Genomic DNA, 19039 nt, shown 5'->3' with positions numbered 1-19039 from the left:
TCGGTAAAAAGCCGACTACACCACTGACGGAGGGGGTGCCGAATTCTCGGCTGCCCCCTCCGTCAGAGAGAAAGGTGAGTCAACGACGAAAATCGTCGTCGTAATCGTCGTCCCAACCGGAACGCTGGTCTGCGAAGACCTCGTCACGCTGCGAGTTGGTTACACCGCCAGACAACTCTCGTTGGAGGTTCTCGAAGTCGGTGGACGGCGAGCTGTACTTGAGTTGCCGTGCAACCTTGGTCTGCTTTGCCTTAGCCCGGCCGCGGCCCATGACTAACCCCCTCGCGCTTTGACGGGGCGGCCTGGGGAAATTTGGCGGCCCCGGTGAGTTGAGTATTTTCCTGTGGCCCACTTTAGCGTGGAAAAGTCGGTTCCGCTCCCACGCACCTGTCCGGGCCGGTGTCCTTTACGTCTCAAACGGACCCGACCAGCGGCAATGAAGATCTCGCGTCGTGGAATGTGCCCTTCAGAACACCCCCGGGACGGCCCGAACGGTGCCGACGCGTACCCCCCCGCCCGAAACCGGCTGGGAGGCGAGCGTCGCGAGGACCTCCGCGTCACCGACGCCGAGCCGGTGGAGCAGGGCCGAGGAAAGCGGTAGCCGGGCGCGTTCGTGGCCGTCGTCGATCTTGAAGGCGAAGGAGGTTCCGTCCGGGAGCGCCCCGGCGTGGACCCCGTCCGCGCCGGCTTTGCACAGCAGACCCGGGACGGCACGCATCAGACTCAGATCGTCCTTGCCGGTGCCCGAGATGAGGAAGGGGTGTTCGCGGATCGCGTCGGCGACCGCGCGTTCGGGTGTGCCGGACTCGGCGGTGGCAAGACGCGCGTACGCACGCGCCAGATTGATCAGCGGTACCGGCACGATCGGCAGGCCGCAACCGTCGATGCCGAGATCCGCGTCCTCGATGTCTCCGGTGAGATCCGCGATGGTCGCGACGACGCTCTCCTGCAGCGGATGGTGCGGGTCGAGATAGGTACCGGTGTCCCAGCCCCGGGCAGCGCACACGGCCAGCATCGCGGCGTGCTTGCCGGAGCAGTTCATGTACGCGGCGCGGGGTGCCCGACCCGCCGCGAGCACCTCGGCCCGGGCCAGTTCGTTGCCCGGCAGATCCTCGGGGCACTGCAGATCCTGCTCGCCGAAGCCGTGGGCGGTGAGGAGTTTCTCGACCAGATCGACATGCTCGGTTTCGCCCTCGTGTGACGCTGTGGCGATGGCGAGTTCGGCAGAACTGCGCGGCACGAAACCCGACCGCAGCATCGCGACGGCCTGGAGGGGCTTGTTCGACGAGCGGGGGTAGATCGGGGTGTGCACCTCGCCGAGGGAGACCACCACCTCACCCTGCGGGTCGAGCACGATCAGCGATCCGCGGTGGACGCACTCGCGGAAGCCCGACCGCACCACCTCGACCAGTTCGACGCTCACTGCTGTTCCGCCTTCCGGCCGGCGATCCGCCGGCGTGCCTTCTCCGCCACTGTCGGCGCGAGTTCGTCTTGCTGGTCGAGCATCACGGCGAGCCGTTCCGGGTCACGGCCGGTGAACAGGTCCCGCACGGTGACGCCGTGACCGGGGACGTCCTCGACGGTGATCGTGTCGCCCGCCCGGACGGATCCTTCCGTGACCACCTTCAGGTACGCACCGGTGTCCGCACGCGCGGTGAAGCGCGCGCCCCAGCGCGGTTCCTCCGACCAGTTCCCGAACGTTCGGCACGGCGTGCGCGGTCCGGTGATCTCGAGCAGCAGGCCGCCGTCTCCGACCCGCCAGCGTTCTCCGATGACGGCGTCGGTCGGCGACATGCCGCTCACCCGGAGGTTTTCGCCGAACCACCCGATGGGAAGGTCGCGGCCGAGTTCGGTTGCCCAGCGGCGAGCCTCGTCGTCCCCGTACGCGTAGACCGCTTTGTAGCGGCCGCCGTGGTTGGCGGTGTCGCACTGGCGATCGCCGGCGAGACCGGACTCGCCGACGTGGACCTCACCGTCGACGGGTCGTTTGTCGATGGCGGTCACCGGGACGCGCCGCAGTCCGGTGTCGCGGAGCGCGTGCACGACGCACACCGCCTCGACCCGGCCGGCGGTCACCGGCCGCGCAACCGCTCGACGGCCTGCCTTCCGGCCTGCACGGTGTCGTCCTGCGGTATCGAGTCCGGATCGATCGACGCGGCGCACGGACCGGCGACGAGCGGCGTGTCCGGGGTGATGGTGCGTTTGACGAGCGCCAGCGCGACGGGACCGAGTTCGAAATGGTCCACGATGGTGCCGATCCGCCCGACCGTCCTGCCGCCGGCCGTGACGGCGTCGCCGGTCTCGGGCCGTCCGTCCGCGGAGCCGTCGAGGTGCAGGAGGACCAGGTGCCGTGGCGGCTTGCCGAGGTTGTGGACGCGCGCCACGGTCTCTTGACCCCGGTAACAACCCTTGTCGAGGTGCACGGCTCCGTGCTCCCCGGGCCCACCGATCCACCGCACCTCGTGCGGGATGGTGCGGTCGTCGGTGTCGATGCCGATGCGGGGCCGCATGGCGACCACGCGCAGCGCGTCGTACGCCCACGTACCTGCCGGGCGTGCGCCGGCGGACACGAGGGCGGTGAACGTCTCGACGAGCCGGTCACGGGGAATCAGCAGGTCGTAGGAATCGTCGGTGGGCCAGGGCATCCGTCTGACGAACCCGCCGCCCGGGAGTGCGACTGCCGCGTAGGGCTCCGCCGGCAGGGCCCCGAGACCGAGGACGCCGAGGATGCCCGGGCTGCCCGCCTCGGGCCCCAGGAGGGACAGGACGGCCATGTCGTTGCCGTCCCGCGGTTCGGCCTTCGACCAGAACACCATCTTGGTCAGGAATCCGAGAAGGTCCGGTCCGCGGCTCGGTTCGGTGTCGATCCACGTGACACCGTCGAGGTCGGTCTGCACGAAGTGGTGTTCGACCCGGCCGTTCACGTCGAGGCTGAGGTTCTCGGCGGACGTACCCGGGGGCAGCGCGGCGACGTGCTGGCTCGTGATGGTGTGCAACCACGACAGGCGTTCGTCGCCGGAGATGGCGATGACGTACCGCGTGGAGCGGTCGACGATCGCCGCGCCGGTGGTCGCGGCGCGTTGTTCGCCGAGGGGGTCACCGTAATGCCAGGCCAAGCCCTCGTCGGGGGTGCCAGGGGGTGACGCGACTGCGTCGGGAACGGTGAGGAGACGGCTCTCGGACACGATCGGAATCTCGGTCACGACAACAGTCTATGGGGAAGTGGCCGCGTGTTCGCCACTCGCTAGGCTGGAAGCATGGCTGATCGGGTGCTGATGACGCTGGACGGCGAGGTGCGGGACCTCGACGCTCCTCTGGTGCACGCCGATGACATCGGAGTGCTGCGCGGCGACGGGGTGTTCGAGACGCTGCTCGTCCGTGGTGGGCGGGCCTGCGCGATGGAACTGCACCTTGCCCGGCTCGCGTCGTCCGCGGAGGCACTCGCTCTCCCCGAACCCGATCGGGCCGAGTGGCGTGCAGCCGTGGACCTCGCGGTGGAGAAGTGGGGCGGGGACCGGGAGGGGGTCCTCCGGCTCGTCTACACCCGCGGTCGCGAAGATGCCGGCTCTCCGACTGCTTTCCTGCTGCTGACTCCCGTTCCGGAACGGGTGCTGCGGACGCGGCGCGAGGGTGTGTCGGTGGTGACTCTCGAGCGCGGGTACTCCGTCGACGTCGCGCGGACCGCTCCGTGGCAGCTCATCGGGGCCAAGACCTTGTCCTATGCGACGAACATGGCGGCTTTGCGTCACGCGGAGTCGCTGGGCGTCGACGACGTGATCTACACGAGCAGCGAGGGGTACGTGCTCGAAGGCCCGCGGTCCACGGTCGTGATCGCACGGGGGCGCACCCTTCTCACGCCGCCCACCGAGATGGGCATCCTGCCGGGCACCACGCAGCAGGCGCTGTTCGACCTTGCGGGAGACCACGACTTCGCCGTGCGCTACGAGCCGTTGCGTCCCGCCGACCTGATCGTGGCGGACGGAGTGTGGCTCGTGTCGAGTGTGTCGCGCGCCGCCCGGGTGCACATGCTCGACGGGCACCCGCTGTCGGTGAGGTCACTCGCCGGCACGGTCGAGGAACTGGTCGACAAGGCCGTGGACGCTGCATCCTGAGTGAGGGCCGAAAGGCCCTTCCACCAGCGACGAAAGACCCATTTGTGCGGGTTTTCGGTGGAGAAAACCACCTTCTGCGCGAGGTGTGAGGTGTATCCCGTGTGGTCAACGACACGGCTGGTACCGAGGGCCCGAAACTTCTACTACATTTTGTAGTAACAAGGCCGAATCGTGCTTTCGCGCGGCCAAGTGTCCGAAATCGGAGCGTCGGCCCGCGCCCTGGATTCGGGCTTCCTCGTATTCGGGCCTCACCTCGGAGTGGCAATGGACGTCTTGGATCTGTCCCGGTGGCAGTTCGGGATCACGACGGTGTATCACTTCATCCTCGTCCCGCTCACCATCGGTCTCGCGCCGCTGGTCGCGATCATGCAGACGATGTGGGTGGTCACCAAGAAGGATCACTGGTATCGGCTGACGAAGTTCTTCGGGAAGATGTTCCTGATCAACTTCGCGCTCGGCGTCGCCACCGGCATCGTGCAGGAGTTCCAGTTCGGCATGAACTGGAGCGAATACTCCCGCTTCGTCGGTGACGTCTTCGGAGCGCCACTCGCCCTCGAAGGGCTGGTCGCCTTCTTCCTCGAATCCACCTTCCTCGGATTGTGGATCTTCGGCTGGTCGCGCCTGCCCAAACTCGTCCACCTGGCGACCATCTGGCTCGTCGCCATCGGCGTCAACGCGTCCGCGTACTTCATCATCGTGGCCAACTCGTTCATGCAGCACCCGGTCGGTGCCACCTACAACCCCGAGACCGGTCGCGCCGAACTGACGAGTATCTGGGAACTGCTCACCAACAACACCGCGCTGGCGGCATATCCGCACGCCGTGGCCGGTGGGTTCCTCACTGCCGCCACGTTCATCGCCGGCATCGGCGGTTGGTGGATGGTACGGAACATGCGACGTGCCAAGGAGATCCGGGCGTCCGAGCCGGAGGAAGCCCAGCAGCTCGAGAACGACGCCCGGGGACTGTTCCGCCCGGTGACGCGTCTCGGCCTGGTGGTGATGCTCATCGCGGGTGTCGCCCTGTTCGTCACCGGCGACGTCCAGGCGAAGCTGATGTTCGAGCAGCAGCCGATGAAGATGGCCTCGGCAGAGTCGTTGTGCAACACCGAAACGGACCCGAACTTCTCGATTCTCACGCTCGGCACCCACAACAACTGTGACGGCGTCGTCCACGTGCTCGAGATGCCCTACGTGCTGCCGTACCTCGCCCAGGGTGAATTCTCGGGGGTGACGCTGCAGGGTGTCGAAGACCTCCAGGCGCAGTACGAGGAGCAGTTCGGCCCGGGCAACTACACCCCCAACCTGTTCGTCACCTACTGGTCCTTCCGCGCGATGATCGGCCTCGCCGCCGGCTCCGCCGCACTCGCGCTCGCGGGCTTGTGGGTCACGCGGCGTGGACGCGTACCCGACCAGAAGTGGTTCGCGAAACTCTCCCTCATCGCGATTCCCACACCGTTCCTGGCCAACAGTGCCGGATGGATCTTCACCGAGATGGGGCGTCAGCCGTGGGTCGTGCACCCGAACCCCACGGGAGTGGACATGATCCGGCTGACCGTCGAGCAGGGCGTCTCCGATCACCCCTCCGCGACCGTCCTGACGTCGCTGATCGCGTTCACCGTCGTCTACGCGGCCCTGGGTGTGGTCTGGTTCTGGCTGATCCGTAAGTACGCGAAGCAAGGCCCGCAGCCGCACGACGCGCAGCCACCCGGCACCGACGACGACACCGACGACGACACAAAGCCGAAGCAGTTGTCCTTCGCGTACTAGGAGAGATCTCTGATGGGACTCCAAGAAGTCTGGTTCATCCTGATCGCGGTTCTGTTCACGGGATACTTCATCCTCGAAGGCTTCGACTTCGGTGTCGGTATGCATTTCCCCGTGCTCGGCCGCGGTAAGACCGAGAGTGCCGACACCCGTCGCCGGGTTCTGCTCAACACCATCGGCCCGGTGTGGGACGGCAACGAAGTGTGGCTGATCACCGCCGGCGGCGCATTGTTCGCCGCGTTCCCGGAGTGGTACGCAACCCTGTTCTCCGGGTTCTACCTTCCGTTGCTGCTGATCCTCCTGGCCCTGATCGTCCGGGTGTGCGCGATCGAGTGGCGCGGCAAGATCGACGATCCGGTGTGGCGGCGACGCTGCGACTGGGGCATCATCTTCGGCTCCTGGGTTCCGGCCGTGCTGTGGGGCGTCGCGTTCGCGAACATCGTGCGCGGCGTGGCGATCGACGCCGACAAGCAGTACGTGGGTGGATTCTTCGCCCTGCTCAACCCGTACGCACTGCTGGGTGGCGTCACCACAGCTCTGGTGTTCGCGTTGCACGGCGCGGTGTTCATCGCGCTGAAGACCTCCGGTGACATCCGCACCGACGCGGTGAAGCTGTCGCGCCGGCTGTCCGTCCCGACCGTTCTGGTCGCGGGGGCGTTCGTGGTGTGGACCCAGCTCGCCTACGGCAAGACCTGGACGCTGATCCTCGTCGCCGTCGCTGCTGCCGCACTGCTCGCCGTTGTCGCGCTGGTCGCCGCCGAACGCGAGGGCTGGGCTTTCGTGTTCACCACCGTGGCCATCGCGGCGACGATCGTGCTGCTGTTCGCGGCACTGTTCCCGAACGTCATGCCGTCCACCCTCGATCCGGCGTGGTCGCTGACCATCGAGAACGCGTCGTCGAGCGCCTACACACTGAAGATCATGACGTGGGCCGCCGTCGCCGTCACGCCCGTGGTCCTGCTCTACCAGGGGTGGACCTACTGGGTGTTCCGCCAGCGGATCTCGACCTCGCACATCCCGCCGTCCATCGGTCTGAAGATCGGCAGCAAATGACGGTTGCCGCTGCCACCGTTCCCGCCGGCGCCGAGAAGCGCCGGCGGGGACCGATCGACCCACGGCTGTGGCGATACTCGGCATCGGCACGGGGGTACCTCGCCCTCACCGTTCTGACGTCGCTGGTCGATGTCGTGATGGTGGTGGTGAGCGCCCTGATGATCGGCACGGTGCTGGCGGGGGTCATCACCACCGATGCCCGCACCCTCGGTGACTGGCGCACCGAATTGCTCGTCCTCGCGGGGGCAGTCGCCGTGCGTGTGGTCGCCACCTGGCTGCACTCCCGGTACGCGCACCGCTCGGCGAGCCGCGTCATCGCCGAACTCGAGAGCGAGGTCCTCGACGCGGCCGCGACCCTGCCGCCCCGAGAACTGGATCCGCGTCGCGACGAGATCGCCACCGTACTGACCCGAGGGCTCGACGGCCTGCGCGACTACCTCACCGGCTACCTGCCGGCTCTGATCCTGGCGGTCACGCTGACGCCTGTCACGATCGTCGTCATCGCCCTGCACGACCTCACGTCGGCGATCATCATCATCGTCACGCTGCCGCTGATCCCGATCTTCATGATCCTCATCGGACTGCTCACCAAGGGCAAAGCGGACCGCACGCTCGACGCGATGACCACCCTCTCGTCCCAGTTGCTCGACTTGCTCGCGGGTCTGCCCACCCTTCGCGCGCTCGGCCGCGAGCAGGGACCTGCCGCGCGGGTGCGCGAACTCGGCGAGGACCACCGGCGCACCACGATGTCGGCGCTGCGCGTGGCGTTCCTGTCCGGCACCGTTCTGGAATTCCTCGCCACGCTCTCGGTGGCGCTCGTCGCCGTGACCATCGGCATGAGATTGGTCTACGGCGGGATGCCGCTCGAAGCCGGCATCATCGCGTTGATCCTCGCGCCGGAGGCGTACTTCCCGCTCCGCACCGTCGGTGCGAAGTTCCACGCCGCGGAGAACGGCACGGCCGCGGCGGATCGAGCATTTGCGATTCTGGCTGTCGCTCCCGAACGGACCGCCCCCGAACACACCGCGCACGAACCGGCGCCGGCGGTCACGGAGCACCGCGCCACGGTGGCGGGTGAACCTGTCTCCGCCGCTGGGCGCGAGATCGTCTTTCGGAACGTCAGCGTTGCGGGCCGGGACGGGTTCGCTCCCTACCGGCTCGATGCGGAGTGCCGGCCCGGTGAGGTCACCGTACTGACCGGAGAGAACGGCTCCGGGAAGTCGACCGCGCTGCTCGCCCTCCTCGGACTCACCGAGGTGGCGGAGGGAGACATCACCGTCGACGGGCGGCCCGTAGCCGGCGACGAGGCATGGTGGAACGAGGTGGCATGGCTCCCGCAGCACCCCGTGCTGCTGCCGGGAACGCTCGCCGACAACCTCCGGCTCACCGGCGTCGACCCTGCCGATCCGAACCTCGGTACAGTCTGCGCGACAACAGGTTTCGACTCGGTACTCGCGGAGCTTCCCCAGGGATGGGAGACGGTCGTCGGGTCCGGAGGCAGCGGACTGTCCCTGGGACAGCGCCAGCGGCTTGCTCTCACGCGCACGCTCGCGTCGTCGCGACCCGTGTTGTTGCTCGACGAACCCACCGCGCACCTCGACCCCGACACCGAGACAACCGTGCTCGACGCCCTGACCGCACTCGCCCGCGACGGCCGCACCGTCGTGATCGTGGCACACCGCCCGAGTCTGCTGGCCATCGCCGACCGCATCGTCGAGGTCCGCCCGGGAGGTGCGTCGTGACCGCATCGTCGGATCTGCGCCGTGCGATGGCGCTGCTCGAACTCGAACCACGGCGGGTCGCGCTCGCGATTCTTGCGGGCGTGGCGACCCTGGGTAGTGCGCTCATGTTGTCGGGGCTGTCGGCCTGGCTGATCATCAGAGCCTGGGAGATGCCGCCGGTACTCGACCTCACGGTCGCCGTCGTCGCGGTGCGCGCACTCGGCGTCGCGCGCGGTCTGTTCCGCTATCTCGAACGACTCGCCACGCACGAGACCGCGTTGCGCGGCATGACGTCGGCCCGGTCCCGTCTCTATCAGCGGCTCGCCGACGGTGACCCCGCGGCGTCGGCGGGCCTGCGGCGCGGCGATCTCCTCGCACGCACCGGCGCCGACGTCGATGCGCTCGGAGACGTCGTCGTCCGGGCACTCGTCCCCATCGCCGTCTCCGCCGTGCTCTCGTCCGCCGCCGTCATCGTTCTCGCGGTGATCTCTCCGGCCGCCGGAGCCGTGCTCGCCGTCGCGCTGCTCGTCGCGGGCGTGCTGGCCCCGTGGCTGTCGGCACGGGCCGCAACGCAGGCGGAGACCGACGGCGACGACGCTCGTAACCGGTTCGCCCACGACGCCGTGACCGTGCTCGATCACGCGGCGGAACTGCGGGTCTCGGGCCAACTCGACCGCGCGTCCCGGCGCGCTCGGGCGTCGGGCGTCGAGGCCGTGCGTGCCACCGACAGGTCCGCCGTCCCGTCCGCGTTCGCCGACGCGGCCGCACCCCTCGCGGTCGGAGCGAGCGTCCTCGGAGCCTTGCTGATCGGTATCACGGTGTTCGGCTCCGGTCCCGCCGCGATGAGCCCCACGACGCTGGGCGTCCTCGTCCTGCTGCCCCTCGCCGCGTTCGAATCGACCTCGGTGCTGCCCGCGGCCGCGCAGACCCTCGTCCGGGCGCGGATCGCGTCCCGGCGGATCAACGACCTGCTCGATCGCGCCGACCGGTCGGTCCCGCACGGCGACCGCCCTGTCGACGGACCGGGACGGCTTCGCGCCGACAACCTGCGGAGCGGGTGGCCCGGCGGTTCCGCGACGAACCCTGTGACCCTCGACCTGGCTCCCGGTGCCCGCGTCGCGCTGGTGGGAACGAGCGGCAGCGGCAAGACCACGACGTTGATGACCCTGGCCGGGCTGCTGAGCCCGGTCACGGGCAGCGTGACGCTCGACGGTGTGCCGCTGGAAGAACTCGAGCCCGCGGCGCTGCGCCACCGTGTCGGATTCTTCGCCGAGGACGCGCACGTCTTCGGCACGTCGGTCCTCGAAAATCTGCGCGTCGCGCGCGGTGACGTCGACGAGACCGAGGCGTACTCCGTGCTCGAAGCGGTGGGGCTCGGACCGTGGGTGGCAGGGCTACCGGAGGGCGTGCACACCGTGCTCGAATCCGGCGCGAGGGCGCTCTCCGGGGGCCAGCGCAGGCGACTGCTGCTGGCCAGGGCACTGCTGTCGCCCGCGCGGATCCTGCTGCTCGACGAACCGGGGGAACACCTCGACGCCGACGATGCGGCACGTCTGCAACGCCGCCTGCTCGACCGGGACGCGGGTCTCGTCGACCCCGAACGCACCGTGGTGGTGGTGACACACCAGCTGCCGTCCGATACCGCCGCCGACGTCGTGATGCACGTCGAGAAAAATACGTTGCCGACTGCGTGAGCCGGGCGTACCTTCGCTGGTACACGAGGAAGGAGGTGGTCTGAAAGTGAGTTTTCTTCGGACATGTGAGGTGGCTGCCCGCTAGCCGCTCGTCGACGACAGCGTTCTCCGACCGCGAGAGGCCGGCGAATACCAGGTAGTCACCCGCCCCCCGAGTCCCCGGATCGTCCCACCGGGCTCGACGAGTTCCGGATCTCTCCGGCTCGCCGAGACGACTCGGGGGTCGTTCGTGTATCGGACCCTCCCCAGTCAGCGAAGTGACGCTTCGCCGCCCTACTCGTTCAGTTGATCGCGATCCGGTCGGGTTCGTTGCCGTCCACCTGGTAGTTCTCACCGGCAGCGATGGCGCGAGGGGCAAGCCCTTGTTCGATGACGAACGTCATGAGTCGCGTGAGAGAGTCCTTGACCTCACGCAGCATCGTCAACGTTGGAGAGTTCGGACTGTTGAACGCTTCGAAGCGGCTGATCTGCGCGGCAGTCCGAGTTTCCGTGTCCGCGAGCTGGTACCAAAGGTTTTGATCGAACGGCAGATCGAGCAGTTTGCGGGCGTATTCGACCGAGACCCGCAATACGAGGGCCTTGAGATCCAACGCGGGCTGCGCTTCGCCGCCTCCACCGGTGACGGCGGAAGTCGCAACGGCCGCGCCTGCGCCGGCCAATCCGCCGAGCATCGCCAATCCACCCACCATTCCGCCCGGTCCGAAGGCAGCGAGTCCCCCGGTGATCGCCGCGGCGCCCGCAGCGGCGGCGGGTGCGGCTGCAATCAATCCGACAGGTCCGGCAGCCAGCAGCGCAACTCCGGCCGCGGCTGTCAGAACCCGACCCCACGGCACTCCACCTCGACGGTCGAGAGATTTCTGAACGTCCTCGATTGCGCGGAGGACCTTCGAACCGACATCGGTACTGAAGCCCATCGCGAAGGTGACCTCCGAAATCGCACGCATCGGTGCCTGCTCGACGTCGATCTCGTAAGGGTCGACCGCATTTGTGAATGCGAGGACAACGAGTTCCCCGACCGCTTCGTGCAGTTCCCACAGGAGCGGCACCGGCGGCAGCTTCCCGTCGACCAGTTGATGCAACTCCTCGGCCAGGGGCTGCTGGCCGACGGTGGCGAGTTCCTCGATCTCGGCGATGATCTGATCCTGACGAAGCCGGAGGGCGCCCAGGTACTTGGCCGCAACCTCCTGGTTCTTGATGTTCCGAGCAACGGCATGACCGTAGTAGAGCATCAAGAGAACAGATGCTTGGGAGTCGGTCAGACGCACCGCAATTCCGGATCGGGTGAGCGCGACGTCTTTGGACGGATAGACGATCTGAGCGACGAGACTGGCGACACCCGGATGCCCGAGGTAGGCGCCCGAGCCGTGTTCGAGGTTTCCGATATCGATGGCGAAGTCCTGCGCTGCGGGGAAGAGTGACGCCAGACCACGGCCGCCGGTCACGATGTCCCGTGGGTTGAAAACGTTGGACCAGTCGTCGACACGTGCGTACGGGAATCTCTTCAGAAGTCGCTCACTGCCCTGGTGCAGCGCGGGGGAGGCGGCAGGACTGCCGATCGTGATGAAGCGGCGGACGTGCACATGCTCGGGCAGGTGATCGAGGAAGTCGATAGCGATGACGCTGCCCAGGCTGTGGGCGATCAGCACGATCTCGTCGGCGTAGTCCTGATCCATGAGGAATCGGAGGACGGCACCACGCAGCGGTTCGTTCTGGACGTACCGGCGGACCTGGGTGAGATCGAACGCGGAAAGATTCCCTATAGCGAATCCCTGCAATGTGTTGAGTGGCGCTTCGGGCAGCACGTGAGCGCCGAAACCCGAAGGCGTCGACGTCAGTCCCAGGTCCCGCTGGATTCGTGCTTGTCTGCGTGCGAACTCGAAGCGCGCTGCAGAATCGTCCTTCACCCGGTACGTCGGGGCCGGCATCTTCGCGCCGATCCCCTCCGTGGAAAGGATCGAACTGTAGCGGGGAGCGAAGGTATCGGCGCGGTCGATCGGGTCGTGACCTGCCTGCACCAGCCCGCGGTTGAGGCCCTCCAGCCAACCGGCCCGTGGGTCTCCGTCTCCGATTCCGTGCAGGAAGACTACTTTGACCGCCACTGGTTTCTCCTCGTCGTAAGGTGCGGCACGCGTCGATGCGCGCCGGAGACAGGGCCGTGCAGGCCGGATGGTGCCGACTGCGCGGAGCCCTGTATGCCCGGTATCGCTACATTGGGGCGGTTCGTTGCACTCAGAATCAGAATGCCGTTGTCGTGAGCGCTGTTTCAGCTACCCACGGCGGGAAAGCCCAGATCACGGTGTCCGGGGGCGCTTCACGACGCTGGCGGAAGTCAGGCACAGCACCGCAGCGGAATCAGTAGCAGCCACAATCCCCACCCGACCTGGACGCCGATGGGCTCTCCGAAGAACTCGGCGGTGATCGAGGTGACCTCGAACAGGTCGTAGACGGAGATCGCCACACACAGGACCCCGATGACGGGGACACCCCATCGAAGTGCCGCCCATTCACCCGAACCTCGGGAGAGCCGCACGAACAACGCAACCGCAGCGATCACACCCAGAACCAGCGTGATGACGCCGTCGCCTTCCACTCCGTTCTTGGTGAACGCGAAGAAGCTCGCCCAGGGCCGAGGCTGCCGACGATGATGCCGAGGCTCGCGATGAGCGCAGCGATCAGATTGGCTGTGTACCGTCGGTCGCCGGCCGGTACGAACCCGTATGCCGGTGAGTCCGTCGAATCGCATGTGACGCCGGGGCGCAGCCGCGGTGGTGACGAGCATCGCATGTGTAGAAACGGACTTATCGGGGGTACCCCCTGACGTGCCGATCCTGACAAAAGCCCACGACGCCCTCCGTTTACGCACGTCACCGGGCGTCTTCTTCACCTCCGCGCTGATATCGCTGCTGTTCGTCGTGGTGACTGTTGCGTTCACGACCACAGTCGACTCCGTGTTCAGCACCGCTTCCAGTTGGATCATGACCAACCTCGGATGGTTCTATATCCTGGGCGTCACGACGTTCCTGATCTTCCTGGTGATCATTGCGCTGACGCACTACGGACGCGTCCGGCTCGGCGGCGACGACGAGCGTCCCGAGCACTCCACCCTCGCGTGGTTCTCGATGCTCTTCGCGGCGGGAATCGGCACGATCCTGATGTTCTGGAGCGTTGCGGAACCGATCTCCCATTTCGCGAATCCTCCACAGCAGGACGTGGCGCCGGAATCCGAGGCGGCCGCGCGTGAAGCAATGGGCTTCACGCTCTACCACTTCGGATTCCACACGTGGGCGATCTTCGCACTGCCGGGTCTGTGCTTCGGTTACTTCATCTACAAGCGCAAGCTCCCGCCCCGTGTCAGCTCGATCTTCGCGCCCCTGCTCGGCGGGCGGATCTACGGTCCGATCGGCAAGACGATCGACGTGGTTGCGATCATCGGCACGATCTTCGGCGTCGCGACGTCCGTCGGCCTCGGTACGCTCCAGATCAACGCCGGCCTCGCCCAGCTCTTCGGACTCGAGGAGTCCGGCATCATCCAGATTGCGCTCATCGCCCTCGTCACTGTCATGGCGGGCGTCTCGGTGGCTCTCGGTCTCGACAAGGGCATCAAGCGGTTGTCGAACTTCAACATCGGCCTAGCGGTGATGCTTCTGATCTTCGTCCTGGTCACCGGCCCCAGCCTGTTCCTGCTCAAGGGGATGATCGAGTCGGTCGGCATCTACGCCGACACCCTGCCGAACCTCGCGTTCTGGAACGACACGTTCGCCGACTCCGGCTGGCAGAACACCTGGACGGTGTTCTACTGGGCCTGGACCATCACCTGGTCGCCGTTCGTCGGCATCTTCATCGCGCGCATTTCGCGCGGCCGGACAATCCGCGAATTCGTCGCCGGGGTGCTGGCTCTGCCGGTGCTCTTCTCGATCATCTGGTTCAGCATCTTCGGGATGGGTTCCTTCCACATCGAGCTCGAGGGTGACGGGGGTCTTGTCGAACGTGTCGTCGATGCGGGCGACATCCCCGGTGCGCTGTTCGAATTCCTCGGCAACTTCCCGCTTACAGGGCTGGTGTCGGGCATTGCGATCCTGCTGGTGGTGATCTTCTTCGTCACTTCGGTGGACTCGACTGCCATGGTCCTGGACATGATGTCCGGCGGCACCGAAGGGAAGGCACCCATGCATCAGCGGCTGTTCTGGGCCGTGATCATGGGCCTGGTCGCTGCCACCATGCTCGTCGCGACCGGTAAGGACGGACTGGACGCGCTACAGCAGGTGATCACCGTGGTCGGTCTGCCCTTCTTCGTGATGGGCTTCGTCATGATGTACAGCCTGGTGCGCGGTATCCGTGAGGATCTCGGTGAACTCCCCGAACCGGTTACCCGGCAGTGGACCGAAGTCAAGACCGCCGAGGACCTCGAAGCCGCGGAAGGGCGTCCGGCGCCGGAGGTCGTGGTCGTGACGCGCGCCATTCCGGACGAGATCGACGGAGACGACGGCGGACGAGACGAGCGGGAACGCTCTTCGGCCGACGCGGGCAACGGATCGGCGCCCGGGGCGGAAAGCCACTCGGGCGTGGAAGCGGAGTCGGCTCGTTAGCCGACGTGGCGTGCGAGCCGCGCAGACATGCGCGGCCGCATGTCGCCGTCGGGGGTGACGCGTTCCTCGACGTAGGCGAGGTCGCCGCCCTCGACGATGCCGTACAGGCGCTTGGCGCCGCCCACGACTTCGCCGGACCGGGTCCGGATCACCACGTCGGTGGCGAGTTCCCACGACGACTGGGTCAGGGCGGTGCCGTAATACAACTCGACGACGCCGGAACTGTGGGTGAGCAGCAGTTCGAGGGTCTCGGGGTCGTCGCTGTCGGGGCCGCCTGTACCGGATACGCGCCAGAATCCGCTTTCGCGACGGTCCTCGGCGACGTAGTCGCCGTTCTCGTCGAGACGCCACGAGCGGGCTTCCCATACGAGATAGTCACCGCCGTTGTGCGCGACGACGATCTGCTGACCGAACGGGTAGTCGGTGGCGGTTTCGGGGTCGTGTGCCTCACCCTCGCCGCGCCACACGCCCACCAGCGGAAGGAGCGCGAGCAGGGCAGGGTTCAGATCGGCGCCGCGCCGCAGGTTCGCGGTGTCGTCGACGCCGGGCAGACCGGACAGGACGGGGATATTCAGCTCGGCGGTGACCCGCGCACGCTCTGCGGCCTGCGCTATGGCCTCGTCGCCGCTACGCCGAGTACCGCCGTCCGACTGGTCCGTCATGACCCGTCGGAGACCAGACGGTAGATGGTGTACAGCGCGAACCAGGTGATGAGCACCGCTGCAAGGACCAGCAAGAGTTCGAAGAAGATGACCACGGGGTCATTCTAGACTGCACCGGCTTCGCTTCACGACAAAGGGCCTCGCTCCCGGTGATCGGGGGCGAGGCCCTGTGTTCCGGAGCCGTAGCTCCAGTCTTTGCCGTGTGCTACTTCGCGACCGTGACGTCGACGTTGTGGACGCCCGGAGCGCTGGGGCTCACCGTCGAGGTGCCGTTTCCGGCACTCGACAGTGCGCGCACCGTCCACTCGCCGGGCGCGGCGAAGAACCGGAAGTCGCCGGTGGCGGAGGCGACGACCTCGGCGGTGAACTCGCCGGTGCCGTCGAGCAGACGCACGAATGCGCCACCGACCGGTTCACCGGAGGCGTTGAGGACGCGGCCGGTGATGACCGTTTCCTTCTCGACATCCACGCCCGCGGGCAGGTTCTGGCTCTGAACAGGTGCTCCGCACATATTTATGCTCCCAACTCGATCGGTGCGCCGACGAGCGAGCCGTACTCGACCCAGCTGCCGTCGTAGTTCTTGACGTTCTTCTTGCCGAGGATCTCCTGCAACACGAACCAGGTGTGGCTCGAGCGCTCGCCGATACGGCAGTAGGCGATGGTTTCCTTGCTGTCGTCGAAGCCCTTCGCCGCGTACAGCGCGGTGAGTTCGTCGTCGGACTTGAAGGTGCCGTCCTCGTTGGCGGTGGTGCTCCAGGGGATGTTGACGGCGCCGGGGACGTGGCCACGCTGCTGTGCCTGTTCCTGCGGCAGGTGGGCCGGGGCGAGAATCTTGCCGGCGAACTCGTCGGGGGAACGCACGTCGACGAGATTCTTGGAACCGATCGCGTCGATCACCTCGTCGCGGAAGGCACGGATCGACGTGTCCGGTGCCTGTGCCTTGTATTCGGTTGCGGGCCGGGTGACTTCGTCCTTCGACAGCGGGCGGCCGTCGAGTTCCCACTTCTTGCGACCGCCGTCGATGAGCTTGATGTCCTGGTGGCCGTACAGCTTGAAGTACCAGTAGGCATACGCGGCGAACCAGTTGTTGTTGCCGCCGTACAGCACGACGGTGTCGTCGTTGGCGACGCCCTTGGCGGACAGCAACGCCGAGAACTGTTCCTGATTCAGGAAGTCGCGGCGGACGCCGTCCTGCAGGTCCTTGCGCCAGTCCAGCCGGATGGCGCCTTCGATATGGCCGCCGTCGTAGGCGCTGGTGTCCTCGTCGACCTCGATGAACACGGTCTTGGGTGCATCGAGATTCTGCTCTGCCCAATCGGCGGAGACCAGGACGTCGGAGCGAGCCATGGATATTCCTTTCGGTGATGGTGCGTGTGGATGTTGAAGCCGGGTGGTGATCAGGCCGCGACGGAACGCAACCGAGCGATCAGTGGGTAGATCTGGCAGCCGAGGCAGAAGCCGAAGGCGGCATTCAGGAGAGCGGCGAACAGCGCGAAGCCGGTGGCCACGATTCCGACGGTTCCGGCGCCGAGCGCGAACGCGACGGTGCCGACAGCCGCGAATGCGAAGCCGACGAACTGTGCAAAGCGCAGTGGCGCAACAGGTTCGGTCTCGGAAGGTGCGCCCAATCGTGGTGCGACCAGGCCTGCGAACAGCGCGCCGTACGGGCTGCGCCGCGGACCGAACGCTGCGCCGATCGCGAAGACGAGGGCCTGCACCCCGAGCACAACGCCCGCAACGGTGTTCGAGACCGTCGAGACGAGCAGTACGACGACCAAGACGGCGGTGGTGATCCACGCTGCGAAACGCGGTCCGCGGACGTCGACCTGCGAACCGGTACGGGTGGGACCGGGAACGGACATGAGAGTGCTCCTGCTGGGATCCGGGATAGCTGAGCGGGATTCGGTCGCCGAACCGCGACCGACCGCGGGGAAACGCATCGGGGGAGACGTCAGCAACTGCGGAGCGGGGACAGGAGCCCGCGGTGACTACTCAGCAGCCGTGCGTCAGGAGCAGGTACAACAACACGCGCCGAGGCGGCACAGGTCGACTGCGCGGCGTCGGGTGAGCATCAGCTCCTGGCGTGTGTGCACGCGAGGAGTTTAACCGAAGATCGGGGGAAATAGGACCACTGCGTATTACAGAGACGCGAGGGCAGCGCGGAGGTCGGCGGCCTCCGGTACACCGGACACCCGGTAGCGCTCGCGACCGGCGGCGTCGAACACGAAGGTCGTCGGTAGCGACATCACCCTGAGTTGCCTGGCGGGAAGCGGATTCTCGTCGAGGTCGAGTTCCACGTCGAGCGCTTCTCCGGAAGTGTCACCGAGGACACGAGCGATCACGCGGCGGACGGATGCGCACGGTCCGCACCACGGAGCCGAGAAGTGCAGGATCACGGGTACGCCGCCGCCCACCCCCACCGCTGCGAGCGCAGGGTCGACGTGTTCCGGTCCGGCGGCTTCCGGGCTGCTCGCGCGGAACTTGCCGGCGCGTGTGCGCAACATCACGCCGACTCCGAGTGCGGCGACGATCACAATTGCGAGAACAACGAGTGCGATCACGGGGCTGCCTGCACCTCGGTGAGATCGATCGTGGTGTTGTGCGCCTCGCCCTCGATGACGATGCGCGATCCCCGTGCCTCCACGAACGTCGGCTTCACGCCGAAGGGTAGATCCTGAGGCTCGATCGTCGTGGTGAACAACCCGAGCACGACCGGCTTCAGCGCGTCGGGCACCGCGAAGTCCGCGCGCCCCTCCCGGCCGAAGTACAGGTCGGACGCCACGATGTGCACGCGGTCCCCGTCGAGCACGAGGTCGGCCTGCACGCTCACCGTCGCGGGCTCCGGCCCGACCGGCACGGTACCGGTGAGCACGACGCCGCCGGCAGTCGTCGGTCCGGATCCTCCCGACCCGCCGGTCCCGTCGGACTTGCTCTCCGGAGGGGCGGAAATCTGCAGGTCAGGGATGTTGTAGAGCTGCCCGAGTTCGGTGGCGTCGATCATGACGCGGCCGAACAGGAGGTCCACCGGCACGGTACGGATCGACCCGTCGAGCAGTTCGCCCGCGGCGGCATGGGCGCCGATGAGGTTCGCTTCGACGGTGATGTCCCCGAGCATCTCGGTGTGCACTCCGTCGGCCACGATTTCCACGTTCTCGTAATGCCCGTTGCGGGCCTGGAGAAGGAACGGGAAGCCGTGAATGGTGACGGCGGGATCGGCCTGGAGTACGCCACCCTCGCGCAGTGCACGAGACACGCGGTACTCGGACCACGCCGCCGCGCCGAAGTCGGTGAGAACGGCGACTCCGAGCAGGACCACGAGACCGAAGATCAGTTTGCGCACGCCTCCCATTGTGGCCGACGCGGCCGCGGGCACCGTGCCGCGGATGCGAGCAGCGTGTCCGAAATGTGGGAATCGATCTTCTGCGACGTCGTGCTTACATGCCGGTA

The 19039-nt window shown here is 66.9% G+C and carries 19 protein-coding genes; 6 read left to right on the top strand and 13 right to left on the bottom strand.

The annotated features are described in order from the left end of the window. Window positions 1-79: 79 nt before the first annotated feature. The 4 genes from ACFWBU_RS07630 to ACFWBU_RS07615 form a co-directional block, all read right to left on the bottom strand. Window positions 80-271 carry a DUF3073 domain-containing protein gene (locus tag ACFWBU_RS07630; protein ID WP_072701946.1) on the bottom strand — a complete coding sequence of 64 codons (192 nt, stop codon included), beginning with the start codon at window positions 269-271 and terminating at the stop codon, window positions 80-82. Window positions 272-466: 195 nt separating this feature from the next. After that, window positions 467-1423 (bottom strand): asparaginase, encoded by a 957-nt coding sequence (locus ACFWBU_RS07625; RefSeq protein WP_378527954.1) that lies wholly within the window; start codon window positions 1421-1423, stop codon window positions 467-469. Continuing rightward, complete coding sequence (locus tag ACFWBU_RS07620; protein WP_378527953.1) at window positions 1420-2076, bottom strand: MOSC domain-containing protein; 657 nt, start codon at window positions 2074-2076, stop codon at window positions 1420-1422. Before ACFWBU_RS07620 ends, ACFWBU_RS07625 begins: the two co-directional genes overlap by 4 nt. Next, the gene (locus ACFWBU_RS07615) at window positions 2073-3203 is read right to left on the bottom strand and encodes a YgfZ/GcvT domain-containing protein (protein WP_378527952.1); all 1131 of its coding nucleotides are present in this window, start codon (window positions 3201-3203) and stop codon (window positions 2073-2075) included. The genes ACFWBU_RS07620 and ACFWBU_RS07615 overlap by 4 nt, the downstream gene beginning before the upstream one ends. A 54-nt stretch (window positions 3204-3257) precedes the next feature. Here ACFWBU_RS07615 and ACFWBU_RS07610 point away from each other — a divergent pair, with 54 nt between their 5' ends. The 5 genes from ACFWBU_RS07610 (at window position 3258) to cydC (ending at window position 10344) form a co-directional block, all read left to right on the top strand. Beyond that, entirely contained in the window at window positions 3258-4112 is an 855-nt protein-coding gene (locus ACFWBU_RS07610) for an aminodeoxychorismate lyase (protein ID WP_378527951.1), read from the top strand. Window positions 4113-4376: 264 nt separating this feature from the next. Further along, window positions 4377-5879 (top strand): cytochrome ubiquinol oxidase subunit I, encoded by a 1503-nt coding sequence (locus ACFWBU_RS07605; RefSeq protein ID WP_378527950.1) that lies wholly within the window; start codon window positions 4377-4379, stop codon window positions 5877-5879. Between the two features lie 12 nt (window positions 5880-5891). Next, window positions 5892-6929, top strand: a complete 1038-nt coding sequence (gene cydB / locus ACFWBU_RS07600) for a cytochrome d ubiquinol oxidase subunit II (protein WP_378527949.1) — start codon at window positions 5892-5894, stop codon at window positions 6927-6929. Continuing rightward, window positions 6926-8671 (top strand): thiol reductant ABC exporter subunit CydD, encoded by a 1746-nt coding sequence (gene cydD / locus ACFWBU_RS07595; RefSeq protein WP_378527948.1) that lies wholly within the window; start codon window positions 6926-6928, stop codon window positions 8669-8671. The genes cydB and cydD overlap by 4 nt, the downstream gene beginning before the upstream one ends. A gap of 26 nt (window positions 8672-8697) precedes the next feature. Continuing rightward, window positions 8698-10344, top strand: a complete 1647-nt coding sequence (gene cydC, locus ACFWBU_RS07590) for a thiol reductant ABC exporter subunit CydC (protein ID WP_378527985.1) — start codon at window positions 8698-8700, stop codon at window positions 10342-10344. A gap of 281 nt (window positions 10345-10625) precedes the next feature. On the opposite strand, the gene ACFWBU_RS07585 is transcribed toward cydC, so the two are convergent. After that, entirely contained in the window at window positions 10626-12443 is a 1818-nt protein-coding gene (locus ACFWBU_RS07585; RefSeq protein WP_378527947.1) for a hypothetical protein, read from the bottom strand. A gap of 230 nt (window positions 12444-12673) precedes the next feature. Beyond that, window positions 12674-12934: a hypothetical protein gene (locus tag ACFWBU_RS07580; RefSeq protein WP_378527946.1), complete on the bottom strand. Its 261-nt coding sequence runs from the start codon at window positions 12932-12934 to the stop codon at window positions 12674-12676. A gap of 235 nt (window positions 12935-13169) precedes the next feature. Here ACFWBU_RS07580 and ACFWBU_RS07575 point away from each other — a divergent pair, with 235 nt between their 5' ends. Next, window positions 13170-14930: a BCCT family transporter gene (locus tag ACFWBU_RS07575; protein ID WP_378527984.1), complete on the top strand. Its 1761-nt coding sequence runs from the start codon at window positions 13170-13172 to the stop codon at window positions 14928-14930. Here ACFWBU_RS07575 and ACFWBU_RS07570 read toward each other — a convergent pair. The 7 genes from ACFWBU_RS07570 to ACFWBU_RS07540 all read right to left on the bottom strand — a co-directional run bounded on the left by ACFWBU_RS07570 (window position 14927) and on the right by ACFWBU_RS07540 (window position 18932). Further along, a complete protein-coding gene (locus tag ACFWBU_RS07570) occupies window positions 14927-15592 on the bottom strand; it encodes an FABP family protein (RefSeq protein WP_169651948.1) in 666 nt (221 codons plus the stop codon). The genes ACFWBU_RS07575 and ACFWBU_RS07570 overlap by 4 nt on opposite strands. 205 nt (window positions 15593-15797) lie before the next feature. Beyond that, the gene (locus tag ACFWBU_RS07565) at window positions 15798-16103 is read right to left on the bottom strand and encodes a DUF1416 domain-containing protein (RefSeq protein WP_169651947.1); all 306 of its coding nucleotides are present in this window, start codon (window positions 16101-16103) and stop codon (window positions 15798-15800) included. A 2-nt stretch (window positions 16104-16105) separates the two neighbouring features. Then, window positions 16106-16939 carry a sulfurtransferase gene (locus ACFWBU_RS07560; protein WP_169621277.1) on the bottom strand — a complete coding sequence of 278 codons (834 nt, stop codon included), beginning with the start codon at window positions 16937-16939 and terminating at the stop codon, window positions 16106-16108. A gap of 50 nt (window positions 16940-16989) precedes the next feature. After that, window positions 16990-17454, bottom strand: a complete 465-nt coding sequence (locus tag ACFWBU_RS07555; RefSeq protein ID WP_169621276.1) for a DUF4395 domain-containing protein — start codon at window positions 17452-17454, stop codon at window positions 16990-16992. A gap of 144 nt (window positions 17455-17598) precedes the next feature. Further along, entirely contained in the window at window positions 17599-17685 is an 87-nt protein-coding gene (locus ACFWBU_RS07550) for a putative leader peptide (RefSeq protein WP_367113044.1), read from the bottom strand. Between the two features lie 45 nt (window positions 17686-17730). Continuing rightward, a complete protein-coding gene (locus ACFWBU_RS07545; protein ID WP_378527945.1) occupies window positions 17731-18153 on the bottom strand; it encodes a thioredoxin family protein in 423 nt (140 codons plus the stop codon). Further along, complete coding sequence (locus ACFWBU_RS07540; protein ID WP_169621274.1) at window positions 18150-18932, bottom strand: LmeA family phospholipid-binding protein; 783 nt, start codon at window positions 18930-18932, stop codon at window positions 18150-18152. The genes ACFWBU_RS07545 and ACFWBU_RS07540 overlap by 4 nt, the downstream gene beginning before the upstream one ends. Between the last annotated feature and the right edge of the window lie 107 nt (window positions 18933-19039).

Source organism: Rhodococcus sp. NPDC060084, from assembly GCF_042730335.1.
Taxonomy (GTDB): domain Bacteria; phylum Actinomycetota; class Actinomycetes; order Mycobacteriales; family Mycobacteriaceae; genus Rhodococcus.
This window is presented reverse-complemented; position numbering and strand designations above follow the sequence as displayed.

Coding starts and splice junctions, on each gene's coding strand:
- ACFWBU_RS07610 (WP_378527951.1), top strand. CDS start 3,258: ATGGCTGATCGGGTGCTGATGACGCTGGACGGCGAGGTGCGGGACCTC.
- ACFWBU_RS07565 (WP_169651947.1), bottom strand. CDS start 16,103: ATGTGCGGAGCACCTGTTCAGAGCCAGAACCTGCCCGCGGGCGTGGAT.
- cydB (WP_378527949.1), top strand. CDS start 5,892: ATGGGACTCCAAGAAGTCTGGTTCATCCTGATCGCGGTTCTGTTCACG.
- ACFWBU_RS07560 (WP_169621277.1), bottom strand. CDS start 16,939: ATGGCTCGCTCCGACGTCCTGGTCTCCGCCGATTGGGCAGAGCAGAAT.
- cydC (WP_378527985.1), top strand. CDS start 8,698: ATGGCGCTGCTCGAACTCGAACCACGGCGGGTCGCGCTCGCGATTCTT.
- ACFWBU_RS07630 (WP_072701946.1), bottom strand. CDS start 271: ATGGGCCGCGGCCGGGCTAAGGCAAAGCAGACCAAGGTTGCACGGCAA.
- cydD (WP_378527948.1), top strand. CDS start 6,926: ATGACGGTTGCCGCTGCCACCGTTCCCGCCGGCGCCGAGAAGCGCCGG.
- ACFWBU_RS07570 (WP_169651948.1), bottom strand. CDS start 15,592: ATGACGGACCAGTCGGACGGCGGTACTCGGCGTAGCGGCGACGAGGCC.
- ACFWBU_RS07555 (WP_169621276.1), bottom strand. CDS start 17,454: ATGTCCGTTCCCGGTCCCACCCGTACCGGTTCGCAGGTCGACGTCCGC.
- ACFWBU_RS07605 (WP_378527950.1), top strand. CDS start 4,377: ATGGACGTCTTGGATCTGTCCCGGTGGCAGTTCGGGATCACGACGGTG.